The sequence below is a fragment of the Komagataeibacter melaceti genome, from assembly GCF_003403295.1.
GTDB classification, from domain to species: Bacteria; Pseudomonadota; Alphaproteobacteria; order Acetobacterales; family Acetobacteraceae; genus Komagataeibacter; species Komagataeibacter melaceti.
In genome coordinates, this window is record NZ_QUWV01000041.1 from 21,115 (window position 1) to 40,247 (window position 19,133).

Annotated in this window: 18 protein-coding genes; 6 read left to right on the forward strand and 12 right to left on the reverse strand. The window is 64.7% G+C overall.

Annotation, left to right across the window (positions count from 1 at the left end; translation table 11 throughout):
* Positions 1-19 precede the first annotated feature (19 nt).
* The gene (locus tag DY926_RS05330) at positions 20-1,363 is read right to left on the reverse strand and encodes a GntT/GntP/DsdX family permease (RefSeq protein ID WP_116702492.1); all 1,344 of its coding nucleotides are present in this window, start codon (positions 1,361-1,363) and stop codon (positions 20-22) included.
* Positions 1,364-1,569: 206 nt separating this feature from the next.
* Here DY926_RS05330 and DY926_RS05335 point away from each other — a divergent pair, with 206 nt between their 5' ends.
* Positions 1,570-2,241 carry a dienelactone hydrolase family protein gene (locus DY926_RS05335; RefSeq protein WP_116702415.1) on the forward strand — a complete coding sequence of 224 codons (672 nt, stop codon included), beginning with the start codon at positions 1,570-1,572 and terminating at the stop codon, positions 2,239-2,241.
* On the opposite strand, the gene ubiA is transcribed toward DY926_RS05335, so the two are convergent.
* The gene (gene ubiA / locus DY926_RS05340; protein WP_116702416.1) at positions 2,231-3,148 is read right to left on the reverse strand and encodes a 4-hydroxybenzoate octaprenyltransferase; all 918 of its coding nucleotides are present in this window, start codon (positions 3,146-3,148) and stop codon (positions 2,231-2,233) included. The genes DY926_RS05335 and ubiA overlap by 11 nt on opposite strands.
* A 173-nt stretch (positions 3,149-3,321) precedes the next feature.
* Here ubiA and DY926_RS05345 point away from each other — a divergent pair, with 173 nt between their 5' ends.
* The 4 genes from DY926_RS05345 (at position 3,322) to DY926_RS05360 (ending at position 7,421) form a co-directional block, all read left to right on the forward strand.
* On the forward strand, positions 3,322-4,062 hold the full coding sequence (locus DY926_RS05345; protein ID WP_116702493.1) for a 16S rRNA (uracil(1498)-N(3))-methyltransferase: 741 nt from the start codon (positions 3,322-3,324) through the stop codon (positions 4,060-4,062).
* A gap of 81 nt (positions 4,063-4,143) precedes the next feature.
* A complete protein-coding gene (locus DY926_RS05350; RefSeq protein WP_116702417.1) occupies positions 4,144-5,556 on the forward strand; it encodes a glutamate--cysteine ligase in 1,413 nt (470 codons plus the stop codon).
* 188 nt (positions 5,557-5,744) lie between these two features.
* Positions 5,745-6,701, forward strand: coding sequence for an iron exporter MbfA (gene mbfA, locus DY926_RS05355; RefSeq protein WP_116702418.1), 957 nt, complete (start codon positions 5,745-5,747; stop codon positions 6,699-6,701).
* 78 nt (positions 6,702-6,779) lie between these two features.
* Complete coding sequence (locus DY926_RS05360; protein WP_116702494.1) at positions 6,780-7,421, forward strand: LolA family protein; 642 nt, start codon at positions 6,780-6,782, stop codon at positions 7,419-7,421.
* Positions 7,422-7,497: 76 nt separating this feature from the next.
* Here DY926_RS05360 and rsmI read toward each other — a convergent pair whose 3' ends face one another.
* Positions 7,498-8,457, reverse strand: coding sequence for a 16S rRNA (cytidine(1402)-2'-O)-methyltransferase (gene rsmI / locus DY926_RS05365; protein ID WP_116702495.1), 960 nt, complete (start codon positions 8,455-8,457; stop codon positions 7,498-7,500).
* A gap of 83 nt (positions 8,458-8,540) precedes the next feature.
* On the opposite strand from rsmI, the gene DY926_RS05370 reads away from it, so the two are divergent.
* On the forward strand, positions 8,541-9,818 hold the full coding sequence (locus DY926_RS05370) for a penicillin-binding protein activator (protein ID WP_241503074.1): 1,278 nt from the start codon (positions 8,541-8,543) through the stop codon (positions 9,816-9,818).
* A gap of 45 nt (positions 9,819-9,863) precedes the next feature.
* Here the strand turns inward: DY926_RS05370 and DY926_RS05375 are convergent, their stop codons facing one another.
* The 9 genes from DY926_RS05375 to cysD all read right to left on the reverse strand — a co-directional run bounded on the left by DY926_RS05375 (position 9,864) and on the right by cysD (position 19,057).
* Complete coding sequence (locus DY926_RS05375) at positions 9,864-10,208, reverse strand: hypothetical protein (protein ID WP_116702496.1); 345 nt, start codon at positions 10,206-10,208, stop codon at positions 9,864-9,866.
* A gap of 160 nt (positions 10,209-10,368) precedes the next feature.
* Positions 10,369-11,301, reverse strand: a complete 933-nt coding sequence (locus DY926_RS05380; RefSeq protein ID WP_116702420.1) for an LpxL/LpxP family acyltransferase — start codon at positions 11,299-11,301, stop codon at positions 10,369-10,371.
* The gene (lpxK, locus tag DY926_RS05385) at positions 11,298-12,287 is read right to left on the reverse strand and encodes a tetraacyldisaccharide 4'-kinase (RefSeq protein ID WP_116702421.1); all 990 of its coding nucleotides are present in this window, start codon (positions 12,285-12,287) and stop codon (positions 11,298-11,300) included. The genes DY926_RS05380 and lpxK overlap by 4 nt, the downstream gene beginning before the upstream one ends.
* Positions 12,287-13,597 (reverse strand): 3-deoxy-D-manno-octulosonic acid transferase, encoded by a 1,311-nt coding sequence (locus DY926_RS05390; RefSeq protein ID WP_116702422.1) that lies wholly within the window; start codon positions 13,595-13,597, stop codon positions 12,287-12,289. The genes lpxK and DY926_RS05390 overlap by 1 nt, the downstream gene beginning before the upstream one ends.
* A 151-nt stretch (positions 13,598-13,748) precedes the next feature.
* Complete coding sequence (locus DY926_RS05395; RefSeq protein WP_116702423.1) at positions 13,749-14,237, reverse strand: DUF934 domain-containing protein; 489 nt, start codon at positions 14,235-14,237, stop codon at positions 13,749-13,751.
* Positions 14,224-15,912, reverse strand: coding sequence for a nitrite/sulfite reductase (locus DY926_RS05400; protein WP_116702424.1), 1,689 nt, complete (start codon positions 15,910-15,912; stop codon positions 14,224-14,226). The genes DY926_RS05395 and DY926_RS05400 overlap by 14 nt, the downstream gene beginning before the upstream one ends.
* Positions 15,902-16,231, reverse strand: coding sequence for a DUF2849 domain-containing protein (locus DY926_RS05405; RefSeq protein WP_116702425.1), 330 nt, complete (start codon positions 16,229-16,231; stop codon positions 15,902-15,904). Before DY926_RS05405 ends, DY926_RS05400 begins: the two co-directional genes overlap by 11 nt.
* A gap of 122 nt (positions 16,232-16,353) precedes the next feature.
* Positions 16,354-18,237 carry an adenylyl-sulfate kinase gene (gene cysC, locus DY926_RS05410; protein WP_116702426.1) on the reverse strand — a complete coding sequence of 628 codons (1,884 nt, stop codon included), beginning with the start codon at positions 18,235-18,237 and terminating at the stop codon, positions 16,354-16,356.
* 25 nt (positions 18,238-18,262) lie between these two features.
* Positions 18,263-19,057: a sulfate adenylyltransferase subunit CysD gene (cysD, locus tag DY926_RS05415; protein WP_116702427.1), complete on the reverse strand. Its 795-nt coding sequence runs from the start codon at positions 19,055-19,057 to the stop codon at positions 18,263-18,265.
* Between the last annotated feature and the right edge of the window lie 76 nt (positions 19,058-19,133).

A 19,133-nucleotide genomic window follows, 5' to 3' on the forward strand; every position in this document is an offset into this window, starting at 1 on the left:
CTTGCCGGGGCGGGGGAAGCTACCCCACCACCAGCGACAGCAGCAGCGCGAAGACCAGCCCGAGCACCGCAATCAGTGTCTCGATCACCGACCATGTCTTGATGGTCTGGCCCACGGACAGGCCCAGATATTCCTTGATCTGCCAGAACCCGGCGTCATTCAGCGGGCCAAGGGCGACCGAACCTGCGCCGGTCACGATCACCATCAGCTCTGGCGAGGCCGAATGTGTGCGCAGCAGGATCGGGCCGACAATCCCCGCTGCCGTGCTCATGGCCACCGTGGCCGACCCGGTCGCCACGCGCACCACGACGGCCAGCAGCCACGCCAGCACCAGCAGCGGCACATGCGCCCCCACGGCCAGGCTGGTAATGGCGGAAGACACGCCGCTATCCACCAGTTCCTGACCGAAGCCACCACCCGCGCCCACCAGCAGCATGATCAGCGCGGTGGGGGCGAGGCAGTCATTGGTGAATTTCAGGATCGTCTCGCGGTTGAAGCCACGGGCCGTGCCAAATACCTGAAAGGACAGCAGGGTCGCCACCGCAAGGGCAATGTCCGTATTGCCGATGAAATGCAGCGAGGTGTTCAGCGCCGAATGGGCCGGGGCCATGAAATCGGCCATCGAGCCGACCAGCATCATGATGACGGGCGACATGATGGTCAGCACCGTAATGCCGAATCCGGGCATGCTTTCAGGCAGCTCGTGGTTGACGAACTGCGCTTCCAGCGCACTGGCCTGCACCGGGCCGATCCGGCTGGAAATGAAGCGGGCGTATATCGGCCCCGCAATCGCCGCCGCCGGTGTGCCGATGATGATGCCCCACAGGATCGTCCGCCCGATATCGGCATGATAGGCCGACAGCGCCAGCAGCGTGGCCGGGTGCGGCGGGATCATGGCGTGCGTGACCGACAGCGCGGCCCCCAGTGGCAGGGCGAGCATCAGCAATGGCACGTTGTTACGTCGCGCCAGGGTGAAGGCCAGTGGGATCAGCAGCACGAAGCCGACCTCAAAGAACACCGGCAGCCCCACCAGCAGGCCAATGACCATCATGGCCCAGCTAATGCGTTTCTTGCCCGCCATATGGGTGATCGTGACGGCAATCCTGTCCGCCCCACCCGATTCCGCCAGCATCTTGCCCAGCATCGTGCCCAGCGCGATGACGGTGGCCACATGGCCCAGAACGCGGCCAGCCCCACTCTCGAACGAGGCTATGGCCTTCTGTGGCGGCATGCCCGCGCACAGGGCCAGACCCAGCGATACCGAGAACAGCACGATGAACGGATTGATCTTGAACCGGGCGATCAGCACGATGACGGAGATGATCGCCAGCGTGGCGAGGGAGAATGCAAATAGCGATGACATTATGGTTTCTGTAACAAATTCATGCCCCATACAGGACGTTGATGAAGGGATATGTCAACGCATGAACCTCTTTTTTGCGCAATAATTGAACAAAAACGGCCCGTATTTAGGACCTGAAATTACACATTTTCCCTGTCAATCCCTATCGGTAAGCCGCGTGCGGGCTGTTATCGTGCGCCTTTGCGGCAGGAAACAGGATCACCGTCATGATTATCCATTCCGATGAAACGGCTGATATTCCCACCCCCTCGGGCCTGATGCGGTTACACATCTTCCGGCCCGCCACCGAAGGGCGTTTTCCCGGAATTGTACTTTTTTCCGAGATCTATCAGGTCACCGCGCCCATCCGCAGGCTTGCGGTGATGATGGCGGGACAGGGTTATGTCGTGTGCGTACCTGAGGTCTATCATGAATATGAAGCCGCCGGAACCGTGCTGGCCTATGACAGGCCCGGAACCGATCGCGGCAATTTCCTGAAATATGAAAAACCGCTTGCGTCCTATGACCATGATGCCCGGGCCGCGCTGGACTGGCTGGCGGCAAGCCCCCACTGCACCGGTGCGCTGGCCACAATGGGGGTCTGTCTGGGCGGGCATCTGGCCTTTCGCGCGGCGTTTGATGCCCGCGTGCGGGCAGGTGTGTGCTTCTACGCCACCGATATCCATTCCCGCACGCTTGGCCATGGGCAACAGGTCGCAGGGCGGCAGATGATCCGTGAGGCGCTGGAAAACGCGGGCAGCCGTTATGAATGGCATGAGTTCAATGCCCAGCATGCCTTCCTGCGTGATGAGGGGCACCGCTTTGACCCGGACCTTTTCGTACTGGGCATGGAAATGACCCGCCGGTTCCTGGAGCGCGCCCTGCATATCAGCGCGTAAGGCCACCCACCAGCAGGGCAAGGGCGATCGCCAGTCCCGTTTCACGGTTGAAGCGGAACAGGCGCAGGCAGGTGGCGGGATCGTTCTCGCGTAGCGCACGCACCTGCCAGCCCAGCAGCGCGGCGGGCAGCAGCAGCGCGGGCCAGAAGCCATACCCCACATGGGCAAGCGCGCCTGCTGCCGCCAGCCCCGCAAGCGTGAGCACGTAGCACGTACCCACGAACAACCGGGCATGACCGGCCATGAGGCGGGAGGTGGAGCGTACGCCGATGCGGGCGTCATCCTCCATGTCCTGAAAGCCGTATATGGTGTCGAAACCAAGCTGCCAGACAATGGTCGCGGCATAGAGCGCGCACAGCGCCGCATCGACCCGGTCCGCCGCCGCCGCGTATCCCAGCGGCGCGCCAAAGCCGAAGGTGAAGCCCATGACAAGCTGCGGCCACCATGTCACCCGCTTGGCCAGCGGGTAAAGTGCGACCAGAATGAGCGAGGACGCCCCCAATATCTGTGAAAGGGTGTTGAGGTTCATCAGGATGTTGAACCCGATCAGCAGCAGCGCGGCCAGGAACAGCGCCGCCTCGCGCATGGACAGCGCGCCCGAGGCCAGCGGCCGGCCCGCCGTGCGCGCCACCTGCCGGTCAATGTCACGGTCCCACATGTCATTGACCACGCAGCCCGCCGCCCGCATGACCACGCTGCCGATGCCGAACAGCACGATCAGGAAAATCCGCTGCGACACGGGCACGCCCGCAGGCAGTATGATGCCCCACACCCCGGGCAGGAACAGCAGCCACGTGCCAATGGGCCGGTCCAGCCGCGCCAGCAGCGCATAGGGCCGCAGGCGTGCGGGCAGGCGGCCAATCCAGCCATCCACCCGGATATCGGTATGGGGAACAGTCTGGTTCACGAGGCAACTCCTTGGCTGCGGAATAGTAATGGTGGGGCAGGGTTTGCCGATGACGCAACGCCCCATGGCTGCTAATGGCGAAACAGATGGGCCGGAACTCCCCGCCGGGTCAAGGCTGGCCGGGGACAGATGGCCAGATGTACATGACAAACCGCGAAAGGTTGCTGCCCGGCATGAGAGACTGCCCGCGACTGTTCATATCCCCCGCGCATACCGACCCCATGGAGGCGGAGGGCCAGATTGACCTCGCGCCGGGGCAGGCCCATTACCTGGGCACGGTGATGCGCCAGCAGGCCGGGGCGGAGGTGGAGGTTTTCAACGCGCGTGACGGGGCGTGGCGGGGCGAGATCGCGCACCTGCGCCGTGACCGGTGCAGCATCCGGCTGGTGGAACAGAGTCGCCCGCCCGCGCCGACCGCAGGCCTGCGCCTGCTGTTCGCCCCCCTCAAGCGCGATGCGACGGAAACGGTGATCCGCATGGGCACCGAACTGGGGGTGACGCGTTTCTGTCCTGTCGTGACCGAACGGACCAACACCCACCGGCTCAATGCCGCCCGGCTGGAAAGTATCGCCTGTGAAGCCGCCGAACAGTGCGAACGGCTGGACGTGCCGGGTATCGACCCGCTTCTTCCGCTGCCGGAAGTGCTTTCACAATGGCCTGCGGATGTGGCCCTGTTCGCAGCCCTTGAACGCACCGGGCGGCAGGCTACCCCGCCTGCGCCACGGGTGGGGGACGGCGTGCTGATCGGCCCGGAAGGGGGATTTTCACCGCGTGAACACGACATGCTGCGCAGGCTTGCATTCGTGCGCCCGCTGTCGCTCGGGCCGCTCGTGCTGCGGGCCGATACGGCGGCGGCAGCGGCGCTGGCTCTTGTCGGGGCTGGTCTCGACGCCGTATGTGGTACAGGCTTGTAAGTATCCAGTCCCTTATCCGGCACGCATTCCGGCCTGCCGCCAGCCCTAATCTGACTGTTATTTGAGGATATTGCCCCCGCCATGTCGAATCCCGGCGCGCACAATTCAGACGTAATCGAATCATTTGAGCAGATGGTCGGCGTACTCGCGGCAGGTGCGCGCGCCCGGTCGGAATGGCGGATCGGCACGGAACATGAAAAATTCGGCTTCGTGCTGCCTGCCGCCGCCAGCCCGCAGCGCAGGGCGTGGTCATCACCGCCTTACGCCCCGCAGGGGATCGAGGCCCTGCTGCAGGCCCTGGCGGGGGAAAAAAGTGGCAGGCGGTGGGAAGAAATCATCGACCGCGATGCGCTGATCGGCCTCAAGGGCATGGCGGATGCGAAGGGGGCTTCCATATCGCTGGAACCCGGCGGGCAGTTCGAGCTTTCTGGCGCGCCGCTGGGCACGCTGCATGAAACGGCGGCGGAAATGGCGCAGCATTTTGCCGCCATCCGCCCGGTCTGCGCCGCGCTGGGCATCGGTTTCGCGCCGCTGGGCTTCCACCCCACCGCGCGCCGCGCCGACATTCCGTGGATGCCCAAGAGCCGCTACGCCATCATGCGCGACTACATGCCGCGCGTGGGCACGCTGGGGCTGGACATGATGCTGCGCACCTGCACCGTACAGGTCAATCTCGATTTCGGGTCAGAGGCGGACATGGCGCGCAAGATGCGTGTCTCGCTGGCCCTGCAGCCGGTGGCGACGGCGCTGTTCGCCAGTTCCCCGTTCTATGAGGGACGCCCCAATGGCTTCATGTCCAACCGCGCGCGGGTGTGGACGGATACCGACAATGCACGTGCGGGCATGCCGCGCCAGTTCCTGCGCGACGGGTTCAGCTTTGCCGCCTATGTGGAATGGCTGCTGGATGTGCCGATGTATTTCGTCACCCGTGGGGGGCGGATGATTGATGTGGCGGGCAGTTCCTTCCGCGCATGGCTGGACGGGCATTGCCCGCCGGGACTGGAAGGCCAGCGCCCGACGATCGGGGATTTCGAGGACCACCTGACAACCGCGTTCCCTGATGTGCGGCTCAAGCAGTTCCTTGAAATGCGCGGCGCGGATGCCGGATCGCCGGCCATGATGCTGGCGCAGTCGGCATTGTGGACCGGGCTCCTGTATGATGAGGCCACCCTGCACGCAGCCGAGGAACTGGTGCTGGAGCACGATCTGGACGACTACATCGCGCTGCGGGCCGAAGTGCCGCGCGCCGGGCTGGATGCGCCATGGGGACAGGGGAACCTACGCCCGCTGGCGGCGCGCATGATCGCACTGGCAACCGATGGCCTGCGCGCCCGCGCCCGGCGCGATGCGCAGGGACGTGACGAGACGCATCATCTCGCCCCCCTGCATGAAATCGCGGCCGGTGGCCCCACGCAGGCAGAAAGCTGGCTTGCCGCCTATCATGGCCGCTGGCAGGGCGATGTGACCCATATCTTTACCGAAGCGGCGGTGTGATCCCTGCGTTTCAAGTAGAGTAGGGGGTTAGAAGCCGGTTTTTTCCGGCATATTCCTGCATTGCCCGGTAATGTGATCGAGAAGCATAATCAATTCCGGTCTATTTACTTGATTGTTACAACTGATAGTCAGTTGTATTCAGTATAATGTTGTTGAGATGGCAGGGGAATTTATGCATAGACTGAAATATGCGTAAATTCTCGTCCCTGTCAGATCAGGAAATCCTCGCGCTCGCCATCTCCAATGAGGAGGAGGACGCACGCATCTACGCGGATTTCGCCTACGCCATCAGGGAAAACTATCCCGATACCTCCCGCATATTTACCGATATGACGGTGGAGGAGAACGAACACCGCCGGACGCTGATTGACCTGTATGTCCGGCGTTTCGGCCCCCATATCCCGCTGATCCGCAGGCAGGACATTTCCGGTTTCATGGTGCGCAAGCCCGCGTGGCAGGTGCAGGCGCTGGGTATCGAGGCCGTGCGCCGCCACGCCCGGCAGATGGAGATGGATGCCGCGCGTTTCTACCGCCAGGCCGCCCGCCGCACGGTGGATGCGGCAACGCGCAAGCTGCTGGGTGACCTTGCCCATGCGGAGGACCAGCACGGCGAGACCGCCAGCGCCATCGAGCGTGACCGCCTGCCTGATGACCGGCGCGATACCGAGGATGAAGGTGCCCGCCGCCGTTTCGTGCTCCAGATTGTCCAGCCCGGCCTTGTGGGGCTGATGGATGGCTCGGTCTCCACGCTGGCGCCCGTTTTTGCTGCCGCATTCGCGACCCACCTGCCATGGAACGCCTTTCTGGTGGGCATGGCGGCATCGGTCGGGGCCGGGATTTCCATGGGCTTTGCCGAAGCACTGTCCGATGATGGCAAGCTGTCGGGCCGGGGCGCGCCGGTGCTGCGTGGTCTGATCTGTGGCCTTATGACCACGGCGGGCGGGATCGGGCATACGCTGCCGTTCCTGATCAATGACTTCTCGGCCGCGATGATCGCCGCGGTGATCGTGGTGGTGATCGAACTTTTTGCGATTTCGTGGATACGCTGGCGTTATCAGGAAACGCCATTCGGCTCGGCCGTGGTGCAGATCGTGATCGGTGGCCTGCTGGTCTTTGTCGCGGGTGTGCTGATCGGCAGTTCCTGACCCGGCTGCCTTGATCTTGCTTGCATGTTGGGGCACGACTGGGCAGGTACCATTCTGTATGGATTGCCTCCCGCCATGATGAAATTCCTCCGCCCCGCCGCCGCCTGTGCGCTGGCCTGCCTGCCCATTGGCGTCATGCACGCATCTCCCGCCGGGGCGCAGGAGCAGATGGCGGTTGGTGCGTCCGATCAGGACCATGCCCTGCTGGAACGCGTGGAACACCATCTGGACGCGATCAGCCTGCTCAAGGCCCGTTTCCGCCAGACCGCACCCGATGGCAAGCAGACAACCGGCACCGCATGGATAGACCGGGCGAATCGCCGCATGCGGTTCGAGTATGATCCGCCCAGCCCCCTGCTGCTGGTGGCCAATCATGATCAGGTCGTGTTCAATGACAGCCAGTTGGACCAGACCACCACCATGCCCATGGACAAGACGCCGCTGGGGCTGCTGCTGCGCCCGCATCTCCAGCTTTCGGGCGATGTGACCGTGACCGGCCTGTCGCGTGATGGCAATGCGCTGAACATCACGGTGGTCCGCACCGATTCCCCCGGTGATGGCAGCCTGACCCTGCTGTTCCATGACAGCCCGCTGCTGCTGCGCGGCTGGATCATTCAGGATGCCCAGCAGGAAACCACGCGCGTTGACCTGCTCGATATCCATACCGGCGGGGCCATGCCGCCGGATTCGCTGTTCAACACCGACCTGCCCGAACACTGACGGATAATAATCAGGACTCCTGGATGCCGCCCGTTTTCAAAAAGGCGGCATTGGGGAGGGCAGGGCAGGCGGCGGATCAGTCCATTCCGCGCGCCAGTTCCAACGCGCGGGCATAGACCGTGCGGCGCGGCAGGCTGGTTATGCCCGCCACCAGTGCCGCCGCATCCTTGACCGACAGGGTCTGCAATGCCGCGCGCAACTGGGTGTCCAGGTCACTGGCCGTGCTGTCATCGCGCAGCGGGGGGCCGAGCACCACGGTAATCTCGCCCCGGGCCGGGTTTTCGGCATAATGGGCGGCAAGCTCCGCCACGGTGCCGCGCCGTACCTCCTCAAAGCGTTTGGTCAGTTCACGCGCCACGGCGGCGGGACGTGCGCCGCCCATGACGGCGGCAAGGCTCGCCAGCATTTCCGCCAGTCTGTGTGGGGCTTCATGCCAGATCAGGGTGGCGGACAGGCCCGCACATTCCGCCGCGTGCAGTTGTGAGAGCACCTCGCGCCGCGCCGCCTCACGCGGGGGTAGGAAGCCCGAGAACATGAAGGGATGCGGCGGCAGGCCGGACAGGGTCAGCGCCATGACTGCCGCGTTGGGCCCCGGCACGGCGCTGACCCGCCCCCCGGCGGCAATGATGGCGCGCACCAGCCGGTAGCCGGGGTCGGACATGAGCGGCGTGCCCGCATCCGAAATCACGGCAATGCGCCGACCTGCGGCAAGTTCGTCCAGCAGGAAGGGAATCTGCTGTTCTTCATTATGGTCGTGCAGGGGACGGGTGCGGGTACGGATGCCATATTCACGCAGCAGGCGCGCGCTGGTGCGCGTGTCCTCGCACAGGATCAGGTCGGCGGCGGCCAGCGTCTCGATTGCGCGGCGGCTGATATCGCCCAGATTACCGATTGGTGTGGCAACAAGGACCAGTTCCCCATCCTGAAGCTGAACCGAAACGGTTTCATCCGCGTTCCCGGCATGACGGGCGGTGCATTCTCCGCTATGTACGATGTGGTCAGATTTTGAAGGCGAGGAAGATGAGGCGTCAGACATTCGGAACCCGGATACAAGGACAGGATGTTGATTCTGCCTCTCCACGTCGTGCATGCAAGCGCTTATTGCTGGCGGGGCTGGCCATGGCCACGCTGAGCGCGTGCGAATCCACGCCGCACCGGCCCACCCATGTCGCGGCCCCCACGGCGGGGCGCAATGTGGGCGTGCTCCTGCCGCTGAGCGGCCCCAACGCCGGGCTGGGGCAGGAAATGCTTGTCGCCGCCCGCATGGCCATGAACACACCCACCGCCCCGACACTGGATGTGCATGACACCGCCGCCGTGGGCGGGGGGGCAGCTGTTGCGGCAAAGGCCGCCATCGCTGCGGGTGATGGCCTGATCCTGGGGCCGCTTACCGCCAATGAGACAACGCAGGCCGCCGCCGTCACCGCGCCCGTCAGCATCCCCATGCTGGCCTTTACCAGTGACATGTCTGTGGCGCAGCCCGATGTGTGGACGCTGGGCATTGCGCCAGAGCAACAGGTGCGCCGCATGGTCGCGCTCGCCATGCAGAAGGGCAGGCAGCATTTTGCGGCCTTCCTGCCCGATAACCGGCTCGGCCATGCGCTGGGGCAGGCGCTGGCGCAGGTCTGTGAGGAAAATGGCCTTCAGGCACCCCAGATCATGTTCCATGACGGCACGCAGAACACGATCACCGCCAACCTGAACACGCTATCTGCCTATGACAGCCGCATCGCGACCGTGCCGCAGCCCGATCCGGCGGAAAAGGCTGCCAACAAGGCCATCGAATCGCTGCCTGCGTCCGAGGCGCTGGACCCCATCAACCCCGATGGCGCGCAACTGCCGCAATCCACGCAGGACAGCACCACGCTGCCGCCCGCGCTCAACATTGCCAAGGATATTCCGCCCGCGCCCTTCGATGCCCTGCTTCTGGGCGATACCGGGCTGCAACTGGGCATGATCATCAATGCGCTGGGGCAGATGCATGTGGACAGCGCCCATGTACAGATCATGGGGCCGGGGCTGTGGGGTGCGTTCGCCAGCAAGCTGTCCGCGCTGCAGGGGGCCTGGTACGCCGCGCCTGATCCGGCCAGCCGACAGGCCTTCATCCAGCAGTTCATGGCCACCTATCACCACATGCCCACGCCACTGGCGGACCTGACCTATGACGCGGCAGCGCTGGTGAAAACGCTGGACCAGAATCGTCCCGCTGGCAGCACCAATGGCTATTCTGTGCAGGCGCTGACACGGCCCGATGGTTTTGGTGGTGTGGATGGTGTGTTCGGCTTCACGGCCGATGGAAAGACCCGGCGTGACCTTGCCGTGTTCCAGATCCTGCCCAGTGGTGGCAGCGTCATGGTCGCGCCCCCCGCTGGCAAGCTGGGCCGCGACACCAATTAGGCAGGGAGCCGGGCGGAAAGCATCATTCCGCCCATGGCTTTCGCTTCAGGCTGCGGCGGTCGCGCCGCAGGACAGGACAGGGCGGATGGCGTGGAGCGCGGCTTCAAAGCTGCGATAGGTTGCCAGCGGGTGGTTGCGGATCTGGTCGATCAGAACCCACCCCATCCCCTCGGGCCGGATCATGTAGGCCGGGTTGGCGTTTTCACGCACCCAGACCAGCACATGCTCGATGTCCGGTTCATCATGTTCGTTATGGCTGGTGATGTCGGCATCACAGAGGCCCATGCACGCGCCGGCCTGTAGCCAGCGCATCAGGTATTCGCGGTGACGAGGGAGAAAACCCTGCCGCAGGGACACAACTTTGTTCGTGAAATCCCGTTGATCCATCATGCTCATTTTTCTGGCTCTCTGACCTGTCGTGGCGTGACAATGTAAGAACATGCTATTGGCGCATGGCTGGCTTGCCAAACTAAATCTGACAGGAAAAGCCGAAGAAAGAGGCAGAAATGGGCGGCTGTGACAAAAAAACAATAAATCCTGATTTAAATGGTTAATTATTGGGCACTTTATTGGTCACTTGCTCATTCCATCGGCGATGAAGCCACAGCCAACTGCCCGGATATTGGCGTATCGTGCTTTCAAGCCAGTCATTGACCATCTGGGTCAGGTTCATCTGGTCCTGTGCGCGGTTGCCACTGGCGGGCAGGTCGAGGGGCGGGTGAACATGAATACGCAGCCGTGCCGGTCCCAGCCGCTCCACATAACCGGGAATGACCGGACAGCGCAGCTTGATCGCCATGGCCGCCATGGCACCTGCCGTCATGGCGGGCAGGCCGAAGAACCGGGCGGCCACGCCGTCATTCATCTTCTGGTCCACCAGCATGCCCAGGTGTCCGCCCCTGAGAATATGCGCAAGCGCCCCCCGTGCTCCATGCGCCCCCTTGGCAAACAGGGGCACCGGCTGGCCCATGGCCTGATCCCGCAGGTCGCGCAGGATCGTATCGACCAGCGGATTGTTGGGCGCACGGTAGAACGAGGAGAACGGCAGCCCGTAACGCGCCACGGCGGGGGGCAGCATCTCCCAGTTGCCGATATGGCCTGATACGAAAATGGTCGGTCCGCCCCGCGCCGCCTGTGCGCGGAGGTGTTCTTCCCCCACCACATCCCATCCCGGCCCGCTGGCCGGATTGTGTGGCAGGGTGGACAGGTGCGGGAATTCACCGGCATTGCGGCCGATATTGTCCCACATGTCGCGGATGATGCGCTGGCGCGCCCCGGCATCAAGTTCCGGCATGACCATGCGCAGGTTGGCATCCGCGATGCGGGATACGGGCAGCCGTGGTCCCACCGTGCGGCACAGCCATCCGCCAAGGTTGGAAGCCCGGACCGGGCCGATGCGGCGGAAAAGGGCTACAAGCCAGCGCACCAGCAATGCTTCCAGTCGCATCTGCCGGGTTGGGGGTAGGGAAGGTTTGTCCGTCATCCGTTTTCCGTCCTGCCCAGCCATTGCTCCAGTATGTGTTCCGGCATGGCCGGAGTGGCCCATGCCAGTTGAAGACCGACCGTGTGCACCTGCGCGCGAAAGGGCGGGGGCAGGCGTACGGCGTCCTTCTCGGTCGTGACGAGGCTGGCGTTCCATTTCGCCGCCAGCGCCAGCAGTCGCCCGCGCTCGGCTGCGGTATAGACATGATGGTCGGCAAAGGCGAGACAGCGGAGCGGCTCGATGCCACAGCGGGCCAGCCCGTCAAAAAACTTGGCGGGCCGCCCGATTCCGGCAAAGGCGATGACCGGCATGTCACGCGGCACATTGTCCGTCGTCTCGCGCAGCGTGGCGGCCAGGCAGGGCAGGGCGAAAGGCGCGGAAGCCCCGATACCCAGCCGGTCGGGACCGATCACGACCAGCGCGCTGGCCCGCGCCAGCCCCACCATGGCGGGTTCACGCAAGGGGCCTGCGGGCAGGACGCGCCCGTTGCCAAAGCCCGTCTGGCCATCCACCACCACAAGGCTCATGTCCTGCTGGAGTGTGGGGTTCTGGAACCCGTCATCCATAAGCAGGCAGTCTGCGCCATCCCTTATGGCCATGCGTGCCGTAACCGCACGGTCCGCGCCCACGTAGCATGGCGCGATGCGGACCAGCAGCAGCGGTTCATCACCCACGTCGGCTGCGCAGTGGCGTGTGGGATCGACCCGTGTTCCGGCCGCGACGCGTCCCCCATGGCCACGGGACAGGATGGCGGGCCTGCGCCCGCGTGCAATGGCGCGCCGGGCCAGATCCAGCACCAGCGGTGTCTTGCCGGTTCCGCCCACGCTGATATTGCCGCAGCACAGTACGGGGACCGGCGCTTTCCATCCCGCTTGTCGCAGGCGGCGGGCCGTACCCTGCGCATACAGGTAAGCAAATGGCGAAAGCAGGCGCGCAGCCAGTCCGGCATGTTCAGGTGCCTGCCACCAGAATGAAGGCGCGCGCATCAGGTGCGGCCCAGTGCAATCAGGGCCTGCGCCACCTGCCGGGCAATATCGGGGTCGGGCAGCACATGGCGGCGGGCAGCAGCACCTGCGGCTTCGGGCGCATCTTCCTGCCTGAGCAGCGAGAGAACCCATGCCGCAATGTCCTGTGCGGTCGTGACATGGCGCACGCTGTCGCCCAGCCGGGCATAGGCCTGACGGAAATTATCCGTCTTCGGCCCACTGGCCAGCGCGCAGCCCGCACGTGCGGGTTCCACAGGGTTGTGGCCACCACCGGCACAGCCGGGCAGGCTGTTGCCCAGCAGTACCGGGGCGGTTAGGGCGTAGAACAGGCCGGTCTCGCCCAGCGTGTCGCATATCCATACTGCGTCCCGTGGCGTGGGAGCCTGCCCTAGCGAGCGGCGGGGTATGGGGTTGTCGGACAGGGCGGCGACTTCCGCGCCCCGCTGGGGGTGACGGGGGATGATGATGGTCAGCACATCGGGCATGGCCTGCCGGATCAGGTCGGCGGTGTGGAGGATTTCCGCCTCCTCGCCCGGATGGGTCGAAGCCGCGATCCAGACCGGTCGCCCGGCAAGGGTGCGGCGCAGTTCGTCCAGCGCCGCTGCGTCATAGGGCAGGGGGCCGGTTGCATCCTTCAGGTCCGCGATCAGGTCGATCCTGTTCGCGCCGCCTTGCAGCAGGCGGCGGGCGTCTTCCGTGCTGCGGGCCATGACCCATGCGAGGCTGGACAGCATCCGGTGCAGCAGGCATGCCGCCCTGCGCCATCCCGCCAGTGAGCGATCCGACATCCGCCCGCTGAGCAGGGCGACCGGAATGCGCCGCGCAACACAGGCCGCGATCAGGTTGGGCCAGAGTTCGCTTTCCACCAGTGCGGCCACATCAGGCCGCCAGAAATCCACGAACCGCGCAACCCAGCGCGGCACGTCCAGCGGGGCGAACTGATGGTGGACCCGTTCATGACCCGGCAGGTCACGCAGGCGGGCATGCAGGATTTCCGCACCCGAGATGGTGCCGGTCGTGATCAGGACATGCTGTGACGGGCGGGTAAGGAGAACCTGCGCGATAACGGGCACGACCGCCACCGTCTCGCCCACGCTTGCGGCATGCAGCCAGACCAGCGGGCCGGATGGCCGTGGGCATTGGGCAAAACCGCGGCGCTGCGGCAGGCAGGCAGCGATTTCCTTGCCGCGCCGTACCCGCAGCCGCAGGTTAAGGCGCAGCGCCGGGGCCAGTAGCATGGCCAGACCGCGCCACCCGGCCCCAAGAATGGCACCGCACGCGCGCTGCCGCAGTCGGGCGGAACGGGTCATGCCTGTATCAGGGAAAAGACAGGAAGGCGCATAACCCTGCGGTAACACGCCTCATGATGCCGGAAAAGGATATGTATTCCGTCTTCCGGCACGGGCGGGAAGGAAACCGGCGCATGCACGCGGCATGTCCGGTCTGGCCTTCCTGCGGGTTTCAGCCCAGGAAGCGGCGCAGGCCCGGGCCTTCCCTGCGTTCATGCAGGGTGGAGGGCTGGTAGGCGATGGAAATGATTTCATGCGCCTGCTGCCACACCGACACATCTTCCGCCCGCTCGGTTTTTACGGTGGTGATGCCACAGCGCAGCATGAACTCGTACTGGTCGGGCAGCGGCTTGCCGATTGCGCGGATCTCGCCAGTGAAGGACAGGTGTTCACGCAGCGCACGTGCCTGCGTAAAGGCCCGGCCATCGCGGAACGTGGCGAACGTGACCGCCACCAGTTCCAGCCGGGGCAGGACATGATGGAGTTCGCGCACATCCACATCCGGCCCGATGGCGACGCCCAGCGGGGCCTGACCCGCGCGGGCCAGCCCTTCCTCAAGCCGGTCGAGGGGTACGATCACCGCGCCATCAGGCAGAGGCGCACCCTCAACCGCTTCTGTCCACCTGTCTTCCGTAATGCGGCCATTTTCAAGCAGGGGCATAAACGGCGTCCTTGAAGCTGGCGGCGCCAAGGCGCCGGTATGTGTCGATAAACTGCTCGCCTTCGGTCCGCAGCACCAGATAGGCGTCAATCAGGCGGGCAATGGCGTCAACCGTTTCATCTTCCGGCAGGGCCGGGCCGATGATCTGACCGATGGCCACGTCATTGCTAGCCGAGCCGCCCAGCGTGAGCTGGAAGAATTCCTCGCCGCGCTTGTCCACGCCCAGAATACCGATATGCCCCGCATGATGATGCCCGCAGGCATTGATGCAGCCCGAGATGTTGATGTGCAGCTTGCCAATACGCTCCTGCAGTTCGGCATTGGCAAAGCGTGCGCTCAGTTTCTGCGCAATGGGGATGGACCGCGCATTGGCCAGTGAGCAGTAATCCAGCCCGGGGCAGGCGATGATATCGCCCACCAGCCCGATATTGGGCGTGCCCAGACCGGCGGCGACCAGCTTGAGCCACAGTTCACGCAGCCGGTCCTTGCGCACATGGCCCAGCACCACGTTCTGCATGTGGGTGACGCGTATTTCGCCAAACGACCAGCCATCGGCCAGATCCGCGATCACGTCCATCTGGTCCGCCGTGACATCACCGGGGATGCCGCCATCGGGCTTGATGGAAATCACCACGCTGGTGAAGCCGGGGTGGCGGTGGGGGTGGGTGTTGGTCCGCACCCAGCGGTCAAATGCCGCATCCGCCTTGCGGTCGGCGGCAAGCCTGTCCGCCGCATCCGCCGGGGCCTCAAGTGCCGGGATTCCGAACCTGGCCCTGATTCCATCAACAATGGCGGGGTCCAGACGGTAATCGGCCCGGTTCATGAGCGCGAATTCGGCATCCACCTTCTCACGGAATGCCTCGACCCCCAGTGCCTGCACGAGGATCTTGATACGCGCCTTGTACATGTTGTCGCGTCGGCCATAGGCGTTATAGACGCGCACGATGGCCTCGAGATACGCCACGAGGTCTTCCTCGGGCAGGTTGTCGCGCAGCAGCACGCCGATGATGGGCGTACGGCCCAGCCCGCCGCCAACGAACACGTCAAATACCGGCCGCCCCTGCGGGCCGGGACGGGCGACAAGCCCGATGTCATGAAAACGCGCGGCCACGCGGTCATGCGGGCTGCCGCTGATCGCGATCTTGAACTTGCGCGGCAGGAAGGTGAATTCAGGGTGCAGCGTGGACCACTGGCGCAGGATCTCGGCATGGATGCGCGGGTCCAGCAGTTCATCGGCGGCGGCACCGGCAAACTCATCGCACGTTACGTTGCGGATGCAGTTGCCGCTGGTCTGGATGGCGTGCATGTCCACGTCGGCCAGCCGTTCGAGGATGTCCGGCGTGTCCTCCAGCCTGATCCAGTTGAACTGCATGTTCTGCCGGGTGGTGAAGTGGCCGTAATCACGGTCATAGGTGCGTGCGATCTGCGCCAGCGCGCGCATCTGGTCCGCGCCAAGCATGCCATAGGGAATGGCCACGCGCAGCATGTAGGCATGGAGCTGGAGGTACAGCCCGTTCATCAGGCGCAGCGGCTTGAATTCATCCTCGGTCAGGTGGCCCGCGATGCGGCGGTTCACCTGCTCGCGGAACTGGGCCACGCGCTGGGACAGGAAGGTGCGGTCCACCTGGTCATAGGCATACCGCCCGACCGGCAGGGACGCTGTGTTAGCGGACATGGGATGTCTCCACGGGAGCGAATTCAGGGTGGACGCTCGGCCCGAAGGCGCGGATGCGCTCGCGCACCGTCAGGGGGGTGATGCCCGCCGCCGCCGGGTCAAGCTGCACGCCGTAAATGCCGACAACCTGCCGGGCATCGGGTGCGGCGCGGCACTGCTTTATGGTTGCTTCCACATCCGCGTTGTCAATGATGCGGGCATGACTGATCGCCTCCGACCACCCGGTTGCGGTCAGCCAGACGATACGGCCATCAAGCAGCCGGTTGGCCGTAATGACGCTTGTACCGGTCAAATCCCGGCGGTTGTTCCTGACATCCACTTCTGAACCGTTTCCTATTCAGGCGGCAGGCTTGGTCTGCCGCGACTGGTTCCTATAACGCCCGCACCCGTGCGGTCCTGTCCTGCTGGGGCCTGCCCGCTTGCGTGGGCAGGCCCTTATGTTCAGGAGCGCTGGCGTCCCGCCGCATTGTCAATGCGGATCGCATCCCCGATGAAGGATGCAAGCCGGGCCGCGGTTTCATCGCTGCCCTGCTGTGTTGTCTCCAGCCGCAGGGCCGGGTCCACGGGGGCCTCGTACGGGGCGTCGATGCCGGTGAACCCGGCAATCTTGCCAGCGCGGGCCGCCGCGTACAGACCCTTGGGGTCACGCTGTTCGCATGTCGCCTGCGGGGTGTCGATGAAGATTTCATGGAAACCTTCGCCCACGATCTGGCGTGCCAGTTCACGGTCCGCAATGGTGGGGGAGATCAGCGCCACGATCACGACCTGACCGCTTTCCGCCAGTATCCGTGCCACCGCCGCCGCACGGCGGACGTTCTCGCGCCGGTCAGCCTCGGAAAAGCCAAGGTCCGAGCACAGGCCCGCACGCAGCGTATCCCCATCCAGCACCGACACATCAACGCCACGGGCAAACAGGCGGTTTTCAGCCGCGCGCGCCAGCGTGCTCTTGCCGGCACCCGGCAGGCCCGTCATCCAGAACACACCGCCACGGTGGCCCTTGGCCTGCGCGCGGTCCCACAGCGAAACACCGCTGCCGGTCGGGTGGATGGCGTTGCGGCCCGCGACACTTTCGGCCACGCCCACCAGCGGCGCACCGCCCACGATCTGCTGGTTGCGGTCAACCAGCACGCCGCGACCATCCGCCGTGCCCGGCAGGAAGGGGTCGAACAGCATGGTTTCGGAAACCGCGAGCGTGATCTCGGCAAAGCCCTCGGGCGGCACTTCCTCGGCGGGGTGCTCGGTCAGGTCTTCCAGTCGTACAACGGAATCGATGGCGGCGACGGTGACCTGATGCTCCGCCGTGGCGAGGCGCAGCTTGAAGCTCTCACCCACGCGCAGCGGTTCCTGGCGCAGCCAGAACAGGCGCGTGCGGATACGCGCGGCCCGCAGCGGCGCATCGGATGCCGGGAACAGGAAATCCCCACGGTCGGGAATCACGTCCGGCTCCAGCGTTACGGCCACGGACTGCCCGGCAACGGCCGCGACCTGCGGGGCGGTGTGCCAGCTTTCGATCGTGGCGATGCGCGCACGTGCGCCGTGGGTGCCCACCACAACCTCGTCACCCACGCGGATGCGGCCACGCTCGATGCGTCCCACCACCACGCGCTTGCTGTCGAAGCGATAGACATCCTGCACCGGCAGGCGCAGCGGCAGGTCGGCGCGTGAAGACGGCGCGGGCACCTGGGCCAGCGCCTCGGTCAGGGTGGGCCCCTTGTACCATGCCATCCTGTCCGAACGGCTGGCGATGTTGTCGCCCTCACGCGCGGAAGCGGGAACGAACACGGTCGGCTCGATCTCGAGCTGGCGCAGCAGTTCGGTGACCTCGCGCTCGGCCTTCTCGATCTTGTGCTGGTCGTAGTCGAGGATATCGACCTTGTTCATCAGCACGATCACGTGGCGGATGCCGATCAGGCGCAGCAGCATCGCGTGGCGGCGGGTCTGTTCCTGCGCGCCTTCGTTGGCATCAATGACCAGCACGGCGGCTTCGGCATCGGCCGCGCCGGTGATCATGTTGCGCAGGAACTGCCGGTGGCCCGGCGCGTCCACGATCACGAACTGACGCTCACCCAGACGGAAGGGGATGCGGGTGGAATCAACCGTAACGCCCTGGTCACGCTCGATCTGGAGGCTGTCGAGCAGGAAGCTCCATTCAATCGTGAGGCCGCGCTTCTTGCTGGATTCGATGATCTGCGCCACGCGCCCCTCGGGCAGGCTGTCCGTATCATACAGCAGGCGGCCGATCAGCGTGGACTTGCCGTGATCGACATGGCCTACGATCACGATGGGGGTGGCGGCTTCCTGCGGGGCAGGGATCGATGTACTCATTATCTTGTAACTCCGTCCTGTCCGCTCAGAGATAGCCAGCCACGCGCAGGCGCTCGAAAGCATCCTCGGATTCATGGTCCATGGCGCGACCGGCGCGCTCGGACGTGCGGGATGTTTCCAGCTCCGCGATCACTTCCGCCACCGTTACGGCGTTGCTCTCGACCGGGCTGGTGATGTCCTGATCGCCCAGCGAGCGGTAACGCTTGCCGTCTTTCGCGAAATACAGGTCAACCAGCGGGATGTTCTCGCGCTCGATATAACGCCAGATGTCGATCTCGCGCCATGACAGCAGGGGGTGGACACGCACGTGCATGCCGGGTTCATGCGGGGTGGCGTACTGGTCCCAGAACTCGGGGGGCTGGTTGCGCACGTCCCATTTGTGGCCCGAGCCACGGGGGCTGAACACGCGTTCCTTGGCGCGGGTGGCCTGTTCGTCACGGCGGATGCCCGCGATCACGCCCGCCAGCTTGTATTTGTCGATCATCGCGGCAAGGCCTGCCGTCTTGCGCGCGGCGGAACGTGCTGCGGGCGGCAGGGTGGGGTCGATGTCCTCAACCGGCGGGCAGTCGCCCAGCAGCAGCTCGAGATCCCATTTCTTGGTGTATTCATCGCGGAACTTGTACATTTCCGGGAATTTCTTGCCGGTATCCACATGCATGACCGGGAAGGGGACGCGGCCAAGGAAGGCCTTGCGCGCCAGCCAGATCATGACGTTGGAATCCTTGCCCAGCGACCACAGCATCGCCAGCGGCTTCAGCTTCCGGTAGGCCTCACGCAGGATGAAGATACTCTGGGCCTCAAGTTGGTCGAGATCGTCCATGGAATTACACACCTTCCATAACAGGAAAGAAAACAGGAAAAGCAGGCGGCCCGGCCCGGGCCGATGAAAATGGTGA